Genomic DNA, 18,353 nt, shown 5'->3' with positions numbered 1-18,353 from the left:
GGCCCGGTCCGGGTGGTTTCCCGGCCGGGGCCGGAGGTAACGCGGGATGCCCCCGCCATCGCTGTTCGCCCCTCCGACCTGCCCGGACGCTGCCAGAGTGGGTGCGTGGGCGGTCACCGGCGGCGTGGGCAGTTGGGACCGGCCGTCCCGATTGCTCCCGGTGCCCGGGTCGACAAGTTCGAGGTCTTCTTCGACCTGGTGTTCGTCTTCTCGTTCTTCATCATCACCAGGGCGACCGCCGCGAACATCACCGGCCGGCAACTGCTGCACGCCGCGCTGGTGCTCGCCGTGCTCTGGTGGATCTGGGTGGTGCACAGCCTGGTCGCCACCCGGGTCCGGCTCGGCGAGGGCTACGTCCCGGTGCTCATGGTGATCGCGATGGTCGCCCTGTTCGCGTTCGCGTTGGGGCTGCCGCAGGCGTTCAGCGACCCGACGGGCGTCGCCGGCGGGCCGATGCTGGTCGCCATCAGCTACGTCGCGGTCCGGGCCGTCCACATGATCCTCTACCAGCACGTGGTGCGGGACAGCCCGCAGGAACGCCGGCAGCTGCGGCGCTTCGCCCCGGAGTTGGCGGTGAGTATCGTGCTGCTGCTGGCCGCCGCGTTGATCCCGCCGCAGATCGCCGACCCCGACGATGCCGCCCTGGTCCGCGACGGACTGTGGATCACCGTGGTGGTGGTGCAGTACGCCACCGGCTTCATCGTCGGCACCTGGGGCTGGGGGGTGACCAGCGCCGAACACTGGACGGAGCGTTACGACCTCATCCTGATCATCGCGCTGGGTGAGTCCATCATCTCCACAGGGGTGGGCGGCAACCTGCTCGGCAAGCCGGTGACCTGGCCGGCGGTGGCCGCCGCCGCACTCGGCATCGTGATCACCGCCGCCCTCTGGTGGGCGCACTTCGACTTCATCGGACCGGCCGCCCGGATCGCCCTGCACGCGGCGGAGGGCGCCCCCCGGGTGGCCATGGCCCGCGACGCGTACGCGTACGCGTACCTGCCGATGATCGCCGGCGTGATCCTCTTCTCCATCGGCAACGAGGAGATCCTGCACAAGATCACCGATCCGGCCGGTGGGATCGGCGAGCGGGTCGAGGGGCCGGCGGTGCCGATGCTCTTCGGTGGGCTGATCTGCTACTTCGTGGTCAACCTGCTGTTCCAGCTGCGTACCCTGCACACCGTCAGCTGGACCCGGGTCGGCGTCATCGTGGTGCTCGTGGCCGCCCTCCCGATCGGTCAGCACCTGCCGGCACTGGGCGCGCTCACCCTCGCGACGGTGATCTGTGTGGGCCTGGTGGCGATGGAGGTGCTGGTGATGTCGCAGTCTCGGCACGCGCTGCGGTCCGCTGTCTTCCAGGAGCGGACCACCCACGAGGCGCACGAGGCCGCCTGGCGTGCGCGGTGGCACGACGTGCCGGAACCCGACGAGCCGACCACTCCGTGACCCGGACGCAGGGTGAAACCGACCCCGGTCGGGCTAGACTCTCGGGCGCAGCGTCGCGGTGCACCCGGCACGAAGGCCGCCGTGGGCACGGAGGCGCGGGGACAGCATGGGACGAACGTGCACCCAACCGGTTCACCGGCCGACCGGCTCGCCGCCGTCGGCAATCAGATGATCGAGATCCACCTCTGGCTCAGCGCGGAACTGGCCCGTCTCCGGGCAAGCCTCGACACCCCGTCGCGGGACCTGCGAGCACACTGTCTGACCTTCTGCACCGCCCTGGGTCGGCACCACACCGGCGAGGACGCCGGCGCGTTCCGGTTGCTGGCCGAGCAGGTCCCCGAACTGCGTCCGGTGATCGCGAACCTGATCACCGACCACGAGGTGGTGGCGGGGATCCTGGAGCGGGTCGAGGCGTTACTGGCCGGCGACGCCGCCGTGCCGGTCGACCAGGTACGCGGTGAGCTGGACGGGTTGGCCGCCCTGCTCCAGTCGCACTTCCGCTACGAGGAGAAGCGGCTGGTCTCCGCCCTGAACGCGCTCACCGGTCGACCCGGGACAGCCGAGGAACTGCTCGGCCTGACCCTGCCGCCGCACGTCCCCGGCTGACTACGGCCGGCTCCGCCCCGCTCCGGCATCCGCATAGCCGCTCTACGGCCCACCTCTCGGTTTCTCTGGGCGACAGCGAGCCGATTCCGCCTACCTGCAACAGCGCTATGGGCTAATTTGTCTTTATAGTCGATGTTAGGGCCCGCCACTCCACGTCTAGTTGAAGGTGGTGTGAGCTGACCGGCTCACACCTGGCTAAGCTCTTCCCATGCTGACTCGGCTCGAGGTACAGGGGTTCAAGAACCTCCTTGATGTGGGAGTCGAGTTCGGTCCCTTCACCTGCATCGCCGGCGCAAACGGCATGGGCAAGTCGAACATCTTCGACGCCATCGAATTCCTCTCATATCTGGCTACCGACTCGCTGGTCGAGGCATCTCAGCGCGTGCGTGGATCGTCGGGCCTCAGAGGCGGCGACCCGCGCGACTTGTTCTGGGACGGGTACAGGGACCACCAACACCGCATCAAGCTCGCCGCCGAAATGATCGTGCCCGCAGAAGTCGAAGATGACTTGGGTACGCCAGCGGAGGCAAGCACCACCTTCCTCCGCTACGAGGTGACCCTCGGCTTCGAACCGCCCGCGAAAGAGGGCAGCATCGGTCGACTTAGTTTGCTAGGCGAGGAACTTCGGCATATCACTCGCGGCGAGGCAGTCCGTCACCTTCGCTTCCCGCATAGCGCGGCCCGTTTCCGAAACGCAGTCGTCAGGGGTGAGCGACGCGGCGGCCCCTTCCTCTCGACCGAGCATCGGGAGACGGGCACAGTCATAAATGTACATGGAGACGGTGGGAGCCGCGGCAAACCGCAGCCGCGGGCAGCTGCCCGTGCGGGCCGAACCGTCCTCAGTTCCGTAACAACCAACGACTATCCGACGATCCTCGCAGCGCGGCGAGAGATGCAGGGCTGGCGTCGGCTTGCCCTTGAACCTTCGGCATTGCGCGCCCCCGACGGTTTCTCAGATGCTCGGTCACTCGGTGCCGATGGTCGCCATCTGGCCGCAAGCCTCTACCGGATTGCAAACGAATCCGGGAGTGACGATCACAAGTCTGACCCGGACGCCGTTTATGCTCGAGTAGCGGGAAGGTTGTCCGATCTCGTCGGTGTAGGAGTCGAGGGAATTGTTGTAGAACTCGACCAGGTCCGCGAAGTCTTCACGCTTTTCTTAGAAGAGCGCGGCAGTCTTCGATTGCCCGCACGTGCATTATCCGAAGGCACACTTCGATTTCTGGCCCTGTGTGTATTGCTCGAGGATCCCAATTTCACCGGCTTGATCTGCATGGAAGAACCAGAGAATGGCATCCATCCGGCCAACCTTCCGGCGATGCTGGAGCTCGTGCGCGACCTGGCCGTCGACCCAAGCGACGCACCGGGACCTACTAATCCATTCCGGCAAGTCATCGTCAATACGCATTCGCCGTGGGTAGTCCAGCTTTGCAATCCTGCCGACCTGCTGCTGGCCGAGGTGCGGCCCCACGTGGGAGCAAACGGTAGACATACCCGGTCGTTGTCATTGTTGCCATTCACTGGCACCTGGCGCGCTGCCGGTGGTCAATCCACTTTCTCAATGGCGGACGTTGTTGCCTACCTAGCTGCACCACCTAACGCGCAGCTTAAACTCCCCTTGGATCTGATCGAATGAGCCGTCGTTCACGCACTGGGCTGTTCATATCAGAAGGCAGCTCTGATCTCCCCTTAGCCGACCTCATCGAGTCCCTCTTCTTCAACCAGGGTGTGACCGTACACTTCAGCAAGCCCGACTTTTCCCTTCTCGGGAGAGTTGCGAAGGATGTACGGTCTCGGGCGGAAGCCGGTCTCGCACTTGTCGGCAGTCCGGTCGATCTAGTCGTGGTTCACCGCGATGCAGATAACGCCGGACGCCATGCCCGACAGCAGGAAATAGTGACAGCAATGAGATCCATCAGTGGAGCGGTCGATTTCATGCCCGTGATCCCGGTACGAATGACAGAGGCGTGGCTACTGCTCGACGAGACGGCGATCCGACAGGTCGCTGGCAATCCGCGAGGACGGATGGATCTTGGCCTTCCCAAACATCATGAGGTCGAGTCGGTCGCTAACCCCAAGCAAATTCTCAGCACCTGCCTACTCAAAGCTGCCGGCGAGACTGGCCGGCGCCGCGACGCCGTGGCGAAGCGGTTCAACCAACATCGCCGCCAATTGCTTGAGCGACTAGAGCCGACCGGCGCCATTGTACGACTGGAAAGCTGGGCCCGCTTAGTTGCTGATGTCGATGAGGTGGTCAAGCGGTGGGGCTCGGCCGAGACCAACTGACGGTTTGGGGCTTTGTGTCGGCTAGCACTCCGTGCAGGCCAATACAAGCAGCTTCGCTAGCTGGCACGGGTCGGGCGCTCGTAGAAGCGGATCTTCTCCCGGAGGTGCTCGTACTGGCGCTGGAGCAGGTCCATCTGCTCCTCGACCCGTACCGCGTGGTGTTGCAGCAGCTCACGACGCTCGTCGGCGGTGTGCTCACCCTCGCGGGCCAGTTGCGCGTAGCGGCGCATCTGCGCGATCGGCATCCCGGTGTCGCGCAGGCAACGGAACAGCTCCAGCCAGCCGAGGTCGTCGTCGGTGAAGATCCGCTGCCCGCCGGCCGTCCGGTCCACGTCGGCGAGCAGGCCGATCTTCTCGTAGTACCGCAGGGTGTCCAGGCTGAAGCCGCTGCGGCGGGCGGCCTCCGAGGGGGCGTAACCGCTCATGTCGCGAGATCGTAGTGCTTGACCTGGAGCGCGCTCCAGGTTGGAGGCTGGTCCGCATGACGACGACACGAACGTTGGGGCGCAGCGGCATCACGGTGAGCGCGATCGGAATGGGGTGCTGGGCCATCGGTGGCCCTCTCTGGGGTGCGGACCGGCAGCCCTTCGGCTGGGGCGACGTCGACGACGACGAGTCCGTCCGCACCATCCACCGCGCACTCGACCTCGGGGTGACCCTGTTCGACACGGCCAGCAACTACGGCGCGGGGCACAGCGAGCGGATCCTCGGGCGGGCCCTGGCCGGCCGACGGGACGACGTGGTGATCGCCACGAAGTTCGGCAACGTCAGCGAGGAGGCCACCCGGCGGGCGCTCGGCACCGACGCCAGCCCGGCCTTCGCGGTGCGCAGCCTGGAAGACTCGCTGCGCCGGCTCGGCACCGACCACGTCGACCTCTACCAACTGCACATCAACGCGCTGCCGGTGCCCGCCGCGCTCGATCTGGTCGACACCCTGGAGACCCTGGTCGGCCAGGGCAAGATCCGGGCGTACGGCTGGAGCACCGACGACCCGGCCTCGGCGGAGGCGTTCGCGGTCGCCGGCCCGCACTGTGCCGCCATCCAGCACGACGAGTCGGTGTTGCGGGACAACGCGGCGGTGCTGGCGGTCTGCGACACCCACGACCTGGCCAGCCTCAACCGTGGCCCGCTGGCGATGGGGTTGCTCACCGGGTCGACCCGGGCGGTCGGGGCGGACGACGTCCGCGGTCGGGCACCGGAGTGGCTGGAGTGGTTCACCGACGGTCGGCCGACGCCCCGCTGGGCGGCACGGGTCGAGCAGGTGCGCGCGGCGCTCACCGCCGACGGTCGGACGCTCGCGCAGGGCGCGCTGGGTTGGCTGTTGGCGCGCAGCCCGCGTACGGTGCCGATCCCTGGCCTGCGCACTGTGGCGCAGGCCGAGGAGAACCTCGCCACCCTGGCGCTCGGACCACTCGACGCCGCGGCGTACGCCGACGTGGAGCGTCTCCTGGCCGACCTGCGTCCGGCCTCGGCAGGCTGAGCACCGTGCCGGTCCGCCGGGTGTCGCCGGGCGAGGTGGGCACGTCGCGGCACCGGGTGAGCGGGCGGCGGAACGTGTGGTCCGCGGGCTCGACGCATCCAACCTGCCGTCCGTACCCGAAGATATGAGCATGCGGATCCTTCTGGCCGGCGCGTCCGGCTTCCTCGGCACCCGGTTGGCCGATCGCCTGACCGCTGACGGACACCAGATCACCCGGCTGGTCCGGCGTCCGCCGCGTACCCCCGACGAACGGCAGTGGGACCCGGCCGCCGGGCAGCTCGACCCGGCTGCGGTCGCGGAGGCGGACGCGGTGGTCAACCTGGCCGGCGCGGGCGTGGGCGACAAGCGCTGGAACGACGACTACCGGCGGTTGATCCGTACCAGCCGGGTGGACAGCACCACCACGCTGGCGACCACCATCGCCGGGCTTCCCGCCGGCGAGCGCCCCCGGGTGTTGCTCAACTCCTCGGCCGTGGGGTGGTACGGCAACACCGGCGACCGGGCGGTCGAGGAGGACGCGCCGGCCGGTGAGGGTTTCCTGGCCGACGTCTGCCGGGTGTGGGAGGCCGCGACCCGGCCGGCCGAGGACGCCGGGGTACGTGTCGTGCGCCTGCGTACCGGCCTGCCGCTGCACCGCGACGGTGGTCTGCTCAAGCCGCAGTTGCTGCCGTTCAAGCTGGGCATCGCGGGCCGGTTGGGCAGCGGCCGGCAGTGGCTGCCGTGGATCTCGATGGAGGACTGGCTGGACGCGACGCGCTTCCTGCTGGACCGCGACGAGATCTCCGGCCCGGTCAACGTGGTCGGGCCGAACCCGGTGACGAACGCCGAGTTCACCCGCGAGCTGGCCCGACAGCTGCACCGGCCGGCGATCATCCCGATCCCCGCGCCGGCGCTCAAGGTGGTCCTCGGCGGCTTCGCCCACGAGGCCCTGACCAGCACCAGAGTCCTCCCAAACGTCCTCACCCAAGCCGCCTACCCCTACCACCACCCCGCCCTCCCGGCTGCCCTGGCCGCGGCCCTGAAGGACTGACCAGCGCCGCCACCGCTCGCGTTGATCAAGAGGTTTGCGTCATCCGGGGGCCGGAATCTGACGCAAACCTCTTGATCAACAGGGTCTGGGGAGGGGTCAGCAGCCGATCACCCAGTAGTTGGCGGCGGTCTGCTTGAGGGCGCTGGTGTAGAAGGTGTTGTAGAGGCCCATCCGCTGGTTGGAGCCGTTGGCGTAGGCGTATCCACCGGACTGGTACGCCCGGCCGGCCGCCACGTGCGCGTAGTTGCTGGCCGTCACGCAGGTCGCCGGCACGGTCGGGGTGGGCGTCGGGGTCGGCGTGACCGTCGGGGTCGGGGTCGGGGTCACCGTGGGCGTGGGGGTCGGGCCGGTGCCGCCGCCGTTCAGGCCGAAGAAGAGCGCGTCCCGGTACGTCGAGCAGATGGTGTCCAGGAAGTACGCGGCGGCGGTGCCGCACTGGTCCGCGCCGGAGCCCGGGTCCACGGGGGTGCCGTGGCCCATCCCGGAGACCCGGTACAGGCGTACGTCGTCGTTGCCGTACACCTCAAGGGTCGTGTTGCCGGGCAGCGACGACGTGCTGCTCGGGGTCTGCGAGACCCCGCGCACGTTGGTCCACTGGTCGCGGGACTCGGTGCCGTTGAGCGGGGTGACTGTGGTGTCCGAGGTGCCGTGCCAGATGGCCACCCGGGGGCGCGGGCCGGTGTAGCCGGAGTACGCGCCGCGCACCAGGTCGCCCCAGGCGGCCGGGGTCCTGTCCGCGCCCGGGTTCATGCAGCTGAACGCGTTGACCATGCTGGTGGCGCAGCGGTACGGGATCCCCGCGATGATCGACCCGGCGGCGAAGACGTCCGGGTAGGTGGCGAGCATGACGGCGCTCATCGCCCCGCCCGCGGAGAGACCGCTGACGTAGACCCGGGAGCCGTTCACGCCGAAGGTGGCCTTGGCGTGGTCGACCATCTGCTTGACGGACAGCGCCTCACCCTGACCTCGGGTGGTGTCCCCGGCCTCGAAGAAGTTGAAGCAGGAGTTGGCGTTGTTGCCGGAGGGCTGCTGGGCGACGATCAGCGTGAACTTCCACTGGTCGGCGTACTTCTGCCAGCCCGAGTTGGAGAAGTAGCCGGAGGCGTTCTGGACGCACCCGTGCAGGAGGACGACGGCCGGGGAGTTGGCCGGCAGGTTGTCCGGCCGGTAGGCGTACATGGTGAGGTTGCCCGGGTTGGAGCCGAACCCGGTGACCTGGGTGAGGGTGGCGGCCTGGGCGGGTGCGGCGACGGCGACCACACCGGCCAGGGCCAGGGAGAGCCCGGCGACCGCGCCGATCAGCCGGGTGAGGGTGGACGAGGAGCGGCGCACGGCGGCCTCCTGGAAGGGGCGGACTGTGAACTGGGTCACGGTCGAATTGCCGAGACGTTACGACGATGTGTCGCCGCTATGACATGGGGCACACTCACACATTCACGGCGACCGCTGTGTGCGCCGAACCAGCGGGCGGCGGAACCGCCGGTCTGACCGGCGTGTCCAGGTCCGGTTGGTAACGTCCGCTGCGTGCCGTCCTCCCCGTCGCTGGCCACCGGGCCCGCACCAGCGTCACCGCCGCGCGTCGTCCGGGACCGCCGGGCCGACCTCATCGTCGTGGTGGTGGCGCTCGCGCTCGCCGTCTGGGTGACGAGTGGCCTGTGGCGGGACCCGAACACCCGCACCATCACCGTCAACTCCAGCGACCAGGCACTCTTCGAGTGGCTGCTGGCCTTCGGCGGGCACGCGGTCACCCACGGGGACAACCCGCTCTTCACCTACCTGATCAACGTCCCGGACGGCGTGAACCTCGCCGTCAACACCTCGATCACGGTGTACGCGGTGGTGTTCGCCCCGCTCACGTACCTCATCGGGCCGCCGGCGACGTTCCTGGTGATCCTCACCCTGAACCTGTTCGCCACCGCGCTGGTCTGGTATTGGTTCCTCTCCCGGCACCTGGTCCGCAGCCGGCTGGCCGCCGGGGTCGGCGCCCTGTTCATCGCCTACTCCCCCGGCATGGTGTCGCACGCCAACGCCCACCTGAACTGGACCGCGGGCTGGCTGGTGCCGCTGCTGATCTGGCGGCTGTTCGCGCTACGCCGGGCGGGGCACTGGCTGCGCGACGGGGTGATCCTCGGCGTGCTGGTCGCGGTGGCCTTCTCGATCGCCGCCGAAGGGCTCTTCTTCACCGCGTTGGCACTCGGCGTGTTCGTCGCCGTCTGGGCGCTGCACCCGGCCCACCGCGCCGAGGCACGCGCCGTGCTGCCCAATTTCCTGCGCGGGCTCGGGGTGACCGCCGTGGTCGCCGGCGTGCTGCTGTCGTACCCGCTGTGGTTGCACTTCGCCGGACCGCAACGGTTCCACGGCACAGGTTTCGACCCGGTGATCCACTCCGAGGACATCGCGGCGTTCGCCGCCTTCCCCCGCCGCTCGCTGGCCGGCGAGGCGGGGCTCGGCACCTCGCTCGCACCGAACCCGACGGAGGAGAACTCCTTCTTCGGCATCCCGCTGCTGATCCTCACCGTGGTCTGCTTCGTCGCGCTCTGGCGACGGGCCGACCCGAGCCGCCGGGCCACCCTCTGGGCGCTGGGCGCCCTCGCGGTGATCTTCTCCGTGCTCTCCTTCGGCCCGGTCGCCAAGGTCGACGGGCACCGCACCGACCTGCCCATGCCGTTCGACGTGCTCGGCCAACTGCCGGTGGTGAACGCCGCGCTGCCCGCCCGGCTGGCGCTGATCGTCGCGCCGGTGATCGGGCTGGTGCTGGCGTACGCCGTCGACCGGTTGCGCGCCGCGCCGCCCCGGCACCGCTCCACGGAGCTGGCCTGGCTGATCGGGTTCGCGGTGGCCCTGGTGCCGTTGCTGCCCACCCCGCTGCTGACCGACGAGCGGGAACCGATCCCACGGTTCATCACCTCCGGTACGTGGCGTGAGTACGTCTCACCGGACGGGGTGCTCACCCCGGTGCCGCTGACCGTCGACATCTACCCGGACGGCCAGCGCTGGCAGGCGTACGCGTTGTCGCACCGGCAGGGCGAGTTCGCCATTCCGGGCGGCTTCTTCCTCGGCCCCGGGGGGCCGGACGGGCGTGGCCGGATCGGCCCGATCCCGCGCACCCTGAGCGCCCTGATGGACCAGGCCGGTCGGACCGGCCTGGTGCCGATCATCACCGACGGGACCATCCGGGAGGTCCAGTCGGACCTGCGGCACTGGCGGATTGAGACGGTGGTGCTCGCCGACGAGGTGCACGGCGCGAAGTTCGAGGTCGACGAGGAGGCGCTGCGGCGCACCGGGACCGCCCTGTTCGGCGAACCGCAACGGGTCGACGACGTGTGGCTCTGGCGCATCCCGCCCGCCGACCGGTGATAAGCCGACTTCGGGTGTGACCAGGCCCTGGTGAGGCGGCTCACCAGGGATGATCGACCCGGACGGGACTAGGCTGGTTGCCGTGACAACGACGACCCCCGGCCTGACGGCCGTCCGTGCCGGTCTGCTCGACTACCAGGCCGCCTGGGACGAGCAGCGGAGCCTGCACGAGTCGGTGGTGGCCGGCGAGCGCGGCGACACGGTGCTGCTGCTGGAGCACCCGAGCGTCTACACGGCGGGCAAGCGCACCGAACCGTGGGACCGGCCCATGGACGGCACCCCGGTCGTCGACGTGGACCGCGGCGGCAAGATCACCTGGCATGGGCCGGGGCAGCTCGTCGGTTACCCGATCCTGCGCCTGCCCGACCCGGTGGACGTGGTCGCCTACGTACGCCGGACCGAAGAGCTGCTCATCGACGTGTGCGCCGAGTTCGGGTTGACCGCCGGCCGGGTCGAGGGGCGCAGCGGGGTCTGGGTGCCCGCTGACGACCGGGGGCCGGCCCGCAAGGTGGCCGCCATCGGCATCCGGGTGGCCCGGGGCGTCACCCTGCACGGCTTCTCGATCAACTGTGACTGCGACCTGACGTACTTCGACCGGATCGTGCCCTGTGGCATCCGTGACGCGGGCGTCACCTCGCTCACCGCCGAACTGGGCCGCCCGATCACCGTGGCCGACGTGCTGCCGGTCGTCGAGCGCCGGCTGTCCACCCTGATCGAAATCTGAGCGCACAGCCGGCGCACGACCCTACGGGGTCAGGCGGTGCAGGTCCCGCGGGAACGCGGTGACCTCCCGGATGTTCGCCGCGCCGACCAGGCGGGCGACGAAGCGTTCCAGGCCGATGGCGAAGCCACCGTGCGGCGGCATGCCGTGCCGGAACGCGTCCAGATAACCGGCGTACGGCTCGGTCGGCTCGCCCCGGGCCGCCAACGCCGCCAGGTAGTCGGCGTGCCGGTGCAACCGCTGCCCGCCGGTGACCAGCTCCAGACCACGGAACAGCAGGTCGAACCCGTTCGAGTACGCGGGCCGCGCCGGGTCGGGGTGGGTGTAGAACGGTCGCTTCGCCATCGGGTAGCCGGTGACGAAGAGGAAGTCCGAGCCGTGTTCGCGGCGGGCCCACTCGCCCAGCGCGCGTTCGTGGGCGGGCGCGAGGTCCGGCTCGTCGGCGGGCGCACCGGCGATCGCCAGCGCCTCGGTGAAGTGCACCGCCGGGATCTCCGCCGGCACGACCGGCACGTCGACGCCGAGCGTGGTCAGCGCGCCCCCGGCCCGCTCGCCCACGGTGCCCAGCATCCCCGCCAGCGTGTCGCGCAGCACCCGCATCACGTCGCAGTGGTCGGCGACGAAACCCAGCTCCGCGTCGAGCGACGTGTACTGCGCGAGGTGCCGGACGGTGTCGTGCGGCTCGGCCCGGAAGACCGGCCCCACCTCGTAGACGCGTTCGAAGACACCGACCATCAGTTGCTTGTAGAACTGCGGTGACTGGGCCAGGTACGCGGGCCCGCCGAACCAGTCCAGCGCGAAGACGTTCGCCCCGCTCTCGGTGGAGGAGCTGACGACCTTCGGGGTGTGGACCTCCACGAACCGCTGGGCGTCGAGGGCGGCCCGGAACCCGGCCACCGCCGCCGCCGAGATCCGCAGCGCGGACGACCGGGTGGGGTGCCGCAACGCGGTCGGGGCGTTGTCCAGCTGGGTGGGCAGGCTCGCGGTGAGCGCCGGCCGGTACAGGTCGAACGGTGGCGGCACGGCGGGCGGCCCGAGTGGTCGTACCGCCGGGTCGGTCAGCTCGACCCCGGCGGGCGCGGTGTCGTTCGCGGTGACCGTCGCGGTGACCTCGACGACCGTCTCCTCGGTGAGTTTCTCCAGCTCGGCGCGGACGGCCGGGTCGGTGACGACCACCTGGGCCAGGCCGGCGGCGTCCCGCACGATCAGGAAGGCCACCGACTTGAGCAGTCGGCGGCGGTGCACCCAGCCGGCGATACGCACGGTCTCGCCGATCCGGACGGGCAGGTGGTGGGACAGGGTTCTCTGCATGGCGTGCTGCTCCTCGGTCGATCGCCACGCCGTCGCCGCCCTGGGGAGGCGATGCGTCGCGTCAGCCCCAGGGAGGTGTGGGCGAGCGGGATCCTCGCGGTGCCACCACACCTTCACCCCCGCCGGAGCGGGGGCCTCGTTCGTCGCCTGATGACCGGGGCCAGCCGGGCGGGCTCTACTGGGCCTCGCGGCCGTTCTGCCCGCAGCTCGGGAGGGTCTTCACGCACCGGCACCAGACCGCCTCTCAGCAACCGGCGGCTCTCTGCACTGGCGGGTCGGGGCGCTACTCGGCTCCGTCGTCGCTGTTGGCGCTGACCGTAGCACCCGAAACCCTCTCGTGTGACGCCCATTTTCGACATGCCGGTGTCCGGCGTCACAACATCTGCGGCGTGACGCCGGTCGCCCGACGCACATAGACACCCGCCGTCCGGCGTAGGCTCGTTTTCGTGACGATCGAGCACTCCGCGCCGACGACCGGCCAGGCAGCGCGTACCGCAACGGCGGCCCCCGAGGGGCGGCGCCTGCTGCGCATCGAGGCGCGCAACGCCGAGACGCCGATCGAGCGCAAACCGCCATGGATCAAGGTCAAGGCCAAGATGGGGCCGGAGTACACCCAGCTGCGCGGGCTCGTCTCGCGCGAAGGGCTGCACACCGTCTGCCAGGAGGCCGGCTGCCCCAACATCTACGAGTGCTGGGAAGACCGGGAAGCCACCTTCCTCATCGGTGGTGACCAGTGCACCCGGCGCTGCGACTTCTGCCAGATCGACACCGGCAAGCCGGCCGAGTTCGACGCCGACGAGCCGCGTCGCGTCGCCGAGTCGGTGGTCTCGATGGGCCTGCGGTACGCGACCATCACCGGCGTCGCCCGCGACGACCTGCCCGACGGCGGCGCGTGGCTGTACGCCGAGACCGTCCGGCAGATCCACGCCCTCCAGCCCGGCTGCGGCGTCGAGCTGCTGATCCCGGACTTCAACGCCGTCCCCGAGCAGCTGGCCGAGGTCTTCGGTTCCCGCCCGGAGGTGCTGGCTCACAACGTGGAGACCGTGCCGCGCATCTTCAAGCGCATCCGCCCGGCCTTCCGCTACGACCGTTCGCTGGACGTGATCCGGCAGGCCCGCGCCGACGGCCTGGTCACCAAGAGCAACCTCATCCTGGGCATGGGCGAGGAGCGGGCCGAGGTCTCGCAGGCGCTGCGCGACCTGCACGACGCCGGCTGTGAGCTGATCACCATCACGCAGTACCTTCGCCCCTCCCCCCGGCACCACCCGGTGACCCGGTGGGTCAAGCCGGAGGAGTTCGTCGAGCTGCGCGAGGAGGCCGAGGAGATCGGCTTCGCCGGGGTGATGAGCGGGCCGCTGGTGCGTTCGTCGTACCGGGCCGGCCGGCTCTACCAGCAGGCCATCGACGCACGCGCCGCCGCGTCGGTCGTCACCGCCTCCTGACCCACCGGCAGCGCCGCACGGACCGTGCGGCGCCCGGGTGTCATGATCGTGCGATGACCGCCGGGGTACGCGAGCAGCCGCGCGACGCAGGTCGTCCGCTGCCCGTCGCACGCCTCGGACTGGTCGGCTGGCTCACCGCGGTGGTGCTGCTCGCCGGGGTGGGTTACCGGCTCTGGCTGCTGGCCCACACGACGCCGCCGACGAACAGCGACGAGGCCACCATGGGGTTGGCCGCGCTGCACATCGTCCGGGGCGAGGGCTTCCCGGTCTGGTTCTACGGCCAGGCGTACATGGGCACGCTGGAGGCGTACCTGGCCGCGCCGGTGTTCGCACTGGCCGGTGGGCCGTCGCTGGTCGGTCTGCGACTGCCCACGCTGGCGCTGTACGCCGTGTTCCTGCTGCTGGCCTGGCGGTTGACGCTGCGACTGACCGGGGACCGGTGGTTCGGGCTGCTGGTGGTGGCGTTGCTGGCGTTCGGCTCCGACCGGATCGTCAAGAACCAGCTCATCGCCGGCGGCGGGTACCCCGAGATGAACGCGGCCGGGGTGGCGCTGGCCGTCCTGGCCGTGGACCTGGCCACCGGCCGGCCGGGTCGGCGACTGGCCCGCTGGGCGGCCTGGGGGTTCCTGGCCGGCCTGATGCTCTGGGTCGACCCCCTCGTGCTCCCGTACGTGCTGGCGACCGGGGCGGTGCTCGTCGGGTTCCGTCGGCGGGAGCTGTGGGGTGCAGCCGGGGCGGCGCTCGGGGCGGCGGCCGTGCTGGGTGCGGCCCCGCTGCTGCTGCACAGCCTGCTGAACGGACGCAACCCGCTGCACGCGGTGCTCGCCGCCAGCGGCGCCAACGCCACCGCCGGCTGGGCCGACCGGTTGCACGGCGGCCTGCTGCTCGGCCCGTCGCTGGGAATGGGCTTCTGCGATCCCGGGCGATGCGCCACCTGGCAACTCTGGTGGGCGCTCGCCCTGCCGCTGCTGCTGGCCCTCGCTGGCGGCACCGCCTGGTGGGCCCTGCGCTCGCCCACCCCGACGGATGCCGTCGGCGCCGCGGAGCCTGCCGGCGCTTCGGGCTCCGCCGGTGCTGCTGAGCCTGGGGTGTCGGCCCGGGTGGCGGCGGCGGTCCGGCTGGCGCTCGTGTTGGCGGCGGTGGCCACCGTGGGCGCGTACACAGTGAGCAGTTCCGCCGGCCTGACCCCGGTGGAGAGTTCCCGCTACCTGTCCTGCCTGCTCATCTCCCTGCCGGCGCTGCTCTGGCCGGTGTGGACGGTGGCCCGGGACGGGCTTCGTCGGGCGGCGACCGGCCGGGGCGAGGTCTCCTCGACGGTGGCCCGCCCGGTCGCGGTGGCCACCGCGGTCGCGGTGGTGGTGCTCGTCGCCACGGTGGGCACCGCCGCGCACGCCACCTGGCGGGCAGCGCAGACCGCACCGGCGACCCGGGCCGCCGCGGCCCACCACAGCGAGTTGGTCAGCACACTGCGTCAGCTCGGCGTGCGACACGTCCGCGCCGGCTACTGGACCTGCAACCGGCTCATCTTCGCCAGCGCCGAGCGGGTGCTCTGCGCGGTCGTCGACGACAGTGCGCGCCCCGGCTTCGACCGCTACCCCGCTTATCGCCGGGAGGTGGACGCCTCGGCAGCGCCGGCCTGGGTCGCGCCGGCCGGATCGCCACTGGCGGACGTGCTGGACGAGCGCCGGCGCGCGGGCGACCTGGACCTGGTCACGATCGACGGCTGGCGGATCTACCTGCCCCGCTGATCCCACGCGTTCGGTGCGTCAGCGCGGCGGGGTGGCTTCGGTGAGCAGGCCGAGGCGGTGGGCCAGGGCGGCGGCCTCCACGCGGTTGGTCACGTCCAGCTTCGCGATGATCCGGGAGACGTGCACGCTCGCCGTCTTCGGGGAGATGAACAACTGCTCGGCGATCCGGCTGTTGCTGTGCCCCTCGGCGACCAGCAGCAGCACCTCCCGCTCCCGCGCGGTCAGCAGATCGGTGCCCGCCCCACCCTGCCCGAGGGCACGCAGGCCGACCCGCCGCGCCAGGGTGCCGGCCGCCTCCATGAGCGGTACCGCCCCCAGTCGCTGACCGATCTCGGCGGCCTCGGTGACCGCCGCCGCCGTCTCGTCGCGCTCCCCGGCGGCGGCAGCCGCCTCGGCCAGCGCCACCAGCGCACGGCCCAGCGGGTAGGGCTGCCCGTCGGCCCGCCACGCCTCGACCGCCGTACGCCAGGCCGGCAGTGCCTGGTCGCCGACCGCCAGCAGCGCGGTGACCTGGGCGGCGTGGGCCCGCGCCGCCGGGTGCCGGGCGGGCAGGTCGGTGGCGAGCGCCGCCACGGCCACCGCGAGGTCGCGGTCACCGACCCGGGCTGCGGTACGCGCGACCGCGCTGAGCACCGGCCACCCCTCCCGGGGGAGCTGCGGCAGGCTGTCGTCGACCACGGCGACGCGGGCGGCCCGGACCGCCTCGACCTTGTCGTCGCCGGCCAGCGCGGCCTCGATCGCCAGTTCGTGCAGGGGCAGGCGGTGGTTCGGCCACAGGTAGGGCCGGCCGAGGAAGGTGAGCGCCCGGTCGACCAGTTCGTCGGCGCCCGGGTGCGCCCGGGCCAGCCGCAGTCCGGCGCTCAGCTGGAGCCAGTGCAGCCCGGTGACACCGGACAGGTCGATGCGGGCGGCCTCCGCGCACACCGCCTCGGCCTCGTCCCACCGGCCCAGCGCGATCAACGCCTCGGCCCGCTTGGACAGCAGGTACGCCCCGGTGGAGCGGCTGATCCCCACCCGCCGCGCTTCGGTCACGCCGGCCTCGGCAGCCTGCGCTGACTCGGCGTAGCGGCCCAGCTCGCAGAGCATGTCCGACTCGAACACCAGGGCGAGCACCAGGGCCGGGGCGTCGCCCGCCGCACGGGCAGCGGCAGCCGCGCGGCCCAACTCGGCCAGCCCTCCGGTCAGGTCCCGCTCGCCGTGGCACAACAGTGCGATCCGCGTCGACAGCAGGGCGGCGTGTTCGCCGAGCGCCTCGGCGTCGTCGGCGGCCTCGGCGGCGACCCGGGCCGCCTTCTGCGGGTCGGTCTTGACCAGGTGCGCGGCGATCTCGGCCAGCAGCCGGGCCCGCTCCGCGCTCCGAGGGCTGGCGGCTGCCAGCCGGTACGCCTCGTCCAACTCCCGGCCACCGTCACTCTTGCCGAGCAGGGCCATCAGTCGGCCGCTCTGGTCCAGCAGGCGGGCGGCGCGCAGCGGCGCGGCGTCGGCGTCCACCTCGGCCAGTCCGGCGCGGGTCAGGGTCTTGGCGCGGCTGAAGTCGCCGGCGGTGACCGCCGCCTCCAGGGTCTGCTCCAGCAACGCCAGGTGGTCCATGCCGAGCAGGTCGGCGGCGTCGGGCACCAACTCCCACAGCTCCAACGCCCGCTCCAGCAGCCGGCGCTGCTCGGCGTACGCGTACCGGTCGGCGGCGGCGCAGGCCGCGGCCTTCGCGGCGACGAGGGCACGCGGGTGGTCGTGCGCGGCGTGCCAGTGGTGGGCGATCTCGGCCGGGGCCCGCCCGGCGGCGACCAGGTGCGGCTGCGCCTCGATCGCGGCGGCGAAGCGGGCGTGTAACCGGGCGTGCTCGCCGGGGAGCAGCTCGTCGTGTACGGCCTCGCGGACCAGCGCGTGCCGGAACTCGTAGTCGCCGTCGCGGTCGGCCACCACCAACTGGGCGGCGACGGTGGCGCGCAGCGCCTCCTCCAGCTCGACGTCGGGCAACCCGGCGACCTCGGCGATCAGGTCGTGGGCGAACCGCGTGCCTCCGGCGGCGGCGATGCGCAGCACCCGTTGAGCCGACTCGGGAAGGCGCTCCACCCGGGCCAACAGCAGGTCACGCAGCGTCTCGGGGAGCGCGGCGCAGCCCACCGGGTCACCGGCGACGGCCAACTCCTCGATGAAGAACGGGTTTCCCTGGGTGCGGTTGTGGACGTCGTCGACGGCCCGGGCGGACGGCTCGGAGCCGAGCAGGTCGGCGAGGATCGCCGCGGTGCCGTCACGGTCCAGTCGCCCCAGGTCGACCCGCTCCACACCCCGCGCCCGGTCCAGTTCGGCGAGGAACGGACGCAGCGGATGCCCACGCTGCAGCTCGTCGGTGCGGTAGGTGCAGACCAACAGCAGCCGGCCCGGCCGGGCGGCCCGGACCAGGAAGCCGATCAGGTCCCGTGTGGACCGGTCGGCCCAGTGCAGGTCCTCGATGATCAGGACCAGTGGGCAGGCGTCGGCGAGCCGCAGGAACAACTCGGCGACCAGGTCGAACAGGTAGCCGCGCGGGGCGTCGCCCAACGGCAGGGCACGCGGACCGGCCAGCGCCGCGGACGCCCGGCCCAGCTCCGGCAGCAGCGGCGCGAACTCGGCCTCGTAGCCGGCGAAGACCTCGGGGCCGTCGGCGCGCAGCACCGCACGCAGCGCGGCGGCGAACGGAGCGAACGGCAGGCCGGCCTCGCCCAACTCCAGGCACTGACCGACGAGCACCCGGGCCGTGCCACCGACGGCCTGGCCGGCGAACTCCTCCAACAGCCGCGTCTTCCCCACGCCCGCCTCGCCACCGACCAGCACCGTGGTCGGCTCGCCCGCCCGGGCGCGACCCAGCGCGTCCCGCAGCGCCGCGAGCTCGCGATGGCGGCCGACGAGGACGGAGCTGGCTGCGCGTACGGTCACAGGTTCGAGCATG

General features: G+C 71.2%; 14 protein-coding genes. 10 read left to right on the top strand and 4 right to left on the bottom strand.

Translation table 11 applies throughout. The annotated features are described in order from the left end of the window. Positions 1–105: 105 nt before the first annotated feature. From GA0070612_RS14175 to GA0070612_RS32915, 4 genes are all read left to right on the top strand, one after another. Entirely contained in the window at positions 106–1,443 is a 1,338-nt protein-coding gene (locus GA0070612_RS14175) for a low temperature requirement protein A (protein ID WP_088988317.1), read from the top strand. Positions 1,444–1,560: 117 nt separating this feature from the next. Beyond that, the gene (locus GA0070612_RS14170) at positions 1,561–2,049 is read left to right on the top strand and encodes a hemerythrin domain-containing protein (RefSeq protein ID WP_231924559.1); all 489 of its coding nucleotides are present in this window, start codon (positions 1,561–1,563) and stop codon (positions 2,047–2,049) included. A gap of 208 nt (positions 2,050–2,257) precedes the next feature. Next, positions 2,258–3,685, top strand: a complete 1,428-nt coding sequence (locus GA0070612_RS14165; protein WP_088988316.1) for an AAA family ATPase — start codon at positions 2,258–2,260, stop codon at positions 3,683–3,685. A gap of 269 nt (positions 3,686–3,954) precedes the next feature. After that, positions 3,955–4,335, top strand: a complete 381-nt coding sequence (locus tag GA0070612_RS32915) for a hypothetical protein (RefSeq protein ID WP_331716400.1) — start codon at positions 3,955–3,957, stop codon at positions 4,333–4,335. A 56-nt stretch (positions 4,336–4,391) separates the two neighbouring features. On the opposite strand, the gene GA0070612_RS14155 is transcribed toward GA0070612_RS32915, so the two are convergent. Further along, complete coding sequence (locus GA0070612_RS14155) at positions 4,392–4,760, bottom strand: MerR family transcriptional regulator (RefSeq protein ID WP_088988314.1); 369 nt, start codon at positions 4,758–4,760, stop codon at positions 4,392–4,394. A gap of 56 nt (positions 4,761–4,816) precedes the next feature. On the opposite strand from GA0070612_RS14155, the gene GA0070612_RS14150 reads away from it, so the two are divergent. Together GA0070612_RS14150 and GA0070612_RS14145 are read left to right on the top strand one after the other, a co-directional pair. Then, entirely contained in the window at positions 4,817–5,815 is a 999-nt protein-coding gene (locus GA0070612_RS14150) for an aldo/keto reductase (protein ID WP_088988313.1), read from the top strand. A 130-nt stretch (positions 5,816–5,945) separates the two neighbouring features. Beyond that, positions 5,946–6,845: a TIGR01777 family oxidoreductase gene (locus GA0070612_RS14145; protein WP_088991494.1), complete on the top strand. Its 900-nt coding sequence runs from the start codon at positions 5,946–5,948 to the stop codon at positions 6,843–6,845. Between the two features lie 96 nt (positions 6,846–6,941). Here the strand turns inward: GA0070612_RS14145 and GA0070612_RS14140 are convergent, their stop codons facing one another. After that, positions 6,942–8,177 carry an extracellular catalytic domain type 1 short-chain-length polyhydroxyalkanoate depolymerase gene (locus GA0070612_RS14140; RefSeq protein ID WP_088991493.1) on the bottom strand — a complete coding sequence of 412 codons (1,236 nt, stop codon included), beginning with the start codon at positions 8,175–8,177 and terminating at the stop codon, positions 6,942–6,944. Positions 8,178–8,369: 192 nt separating this feature from the next. Between GA0070612_RS14140 and GA0070612_RS14135 the strand changes: the two genes are divergently transcribed. Both GA0070612_RS14135 and lipB read left to right on the top strand, forming a co-directional pair. Further along, positions 8,370–10,202 (top strand): DUF2079 domain-containing protein, encoded by a 1,833-nt coding sequence (locus GA0070612_RS14135; protein WP_088988312.1) that lies wholly within the window; start codon positions 8,370–8,372, stop codon positions 10,200–10,202. 82 nt (positions 10,203–10,284) lie between these two features. After that, complete coding sequence (gene lipB / locus GA0070612_RS14130) at positions 10,285–10,926, top strand: lipoyl(octanoyl) transferase LipB (RefSeq protein ID WP_088988311.1); 642 nt, start codon at positions 10,285–10,287, stop codon at positions 10,924–10,926. A 21-nt stretch (positions 10,927–10,947) separates the two neighbouring features. On the opposite strand, the gene aspS is transcribed toward lipB, so the two are convergent. Next, a complete protein-coding gene (gene aspS, locus GA0070612_RS14125) occupies positions 10,948–12,234 on the bottom strand; it encodes an aspartate--tRNA(Asn) ligase (protein ID WP_088988310.1) in 1,287 nt (428 codons plus the stop codon). 446 nt (positions 12,235–12,680) lie between these two features. Between aspS and lipA the strand changes: the two genes are divergently transcribed. Further along, positions 12,681–13,676: a lipoyl synthase gene (lipA, locus tag GA0070612_RS14120; RefSeq protein WP_088988309.1), complete on the top strand. Its 996-nt coding sequence runs from the start codon at positions 12,681–12,683 to the stop codon at positions 13,674–13,676. A gap of 53 nt (positions 13,677–13,729) precedes the next feature. Further along, the gene (locus tag GA0070612_RS14115) at positions 13,730–15,424 is read left to right on the top strand and encodes a hypothetical protein (RefSeq protein WP_088988308.1); all 1,695 of its coding nucleotides are present in this window, start codon (positions 13,730–13,732) and stop codon (positions 15,422–15,424) included. Between the two features lie 18 nt (positions 15,425–15,442). On the opposite strand, the gene GA0070612_RS14110 is transcribed toward GA0070612_RS14115, so the two are convergent. Next, on the bottom strand, positions 15,443–18,352 hold the full coding sequence (locus GA0070612_RS14110; RefSeq protein ID WP_088988307.1) for a helix-turn-helix transcriptional regulator: 2,910 nt from the start codon (positions 18,350–18,352) through the stop codon (positions 15,443–15,445). Position 18,353 lies beyond the last annotated feature (1 nt).

This window comes from Micromonospora chokoriensis, assembly GCF_900091505.1.
In the GTDB taxonomy this organism is placed as follows: Bacteria; Actinomycetota; Actinomycetes; order Mycobacteriales; family Micromonosporaceae; genus Micromonospora; species Micromonospora chokoriensis.
This window is presented reverse-complemented; position numbering and strand designations above follow the sequence as displayed.

Coding starts and splice junctions, on each gene's coding strand:
- GA0070612_RS14165 (WP_088988316.1), top strand. CDS start 2,258: ATGCTGACTCGGCTCGAGGTACAGGGGTTCAAGAACCTCCTTGATGTG.
- GA0070612_RS32915 (WP_331716400.1), top strand. CDS start 3,955: ATGAGATCCATCAGTGGAGCGGTCGATTTCATGCCCGTGATCCCGGTA.
- GA0070612_RS14155 (WP_088988314.1), bottom strand. CDS start 4,760: ATGAGCGGTTACGCCCCCTCGGAGGCCGCCCGCCGCAGCGGCTTCAGC.
- GA0070612_RS14150 (WP_088988313.1), top strand. CDS start 4,817: ATGACGACGACACGAACGTTGGGGCGCAGCGGCATCACGGTGAGCGCG.
- GA0070612_RS14145 (WP_088991494.1), top strand. CDS start 5,946: ATGCGGATCCTTCTGGCCGGCGCGTCCGGCTTCCTCGGCACCCGGTTG.
- aspS (WP_088988310.1), bottom strand. CDS start 12,234: ATGCAGAGAACCCTGTCCCACCACCTGCCCGTCCGGATCGGCGAGACC.
- GA0070612_RS14115 (WP_088988308.1), top strand. CDS start 13,730: ATGACCGCCGGGGTACGCGAGCAGCCGCGCGACGCAGGTCGTCCGCTG.
- GA0070612_RS14110 (WP_088988307.1), bottom strand. CDS start 18,352: ATGCTCGAACCTGTGACCGTACGCGCAGCCAGCTCCGTCCTCGTCGGC.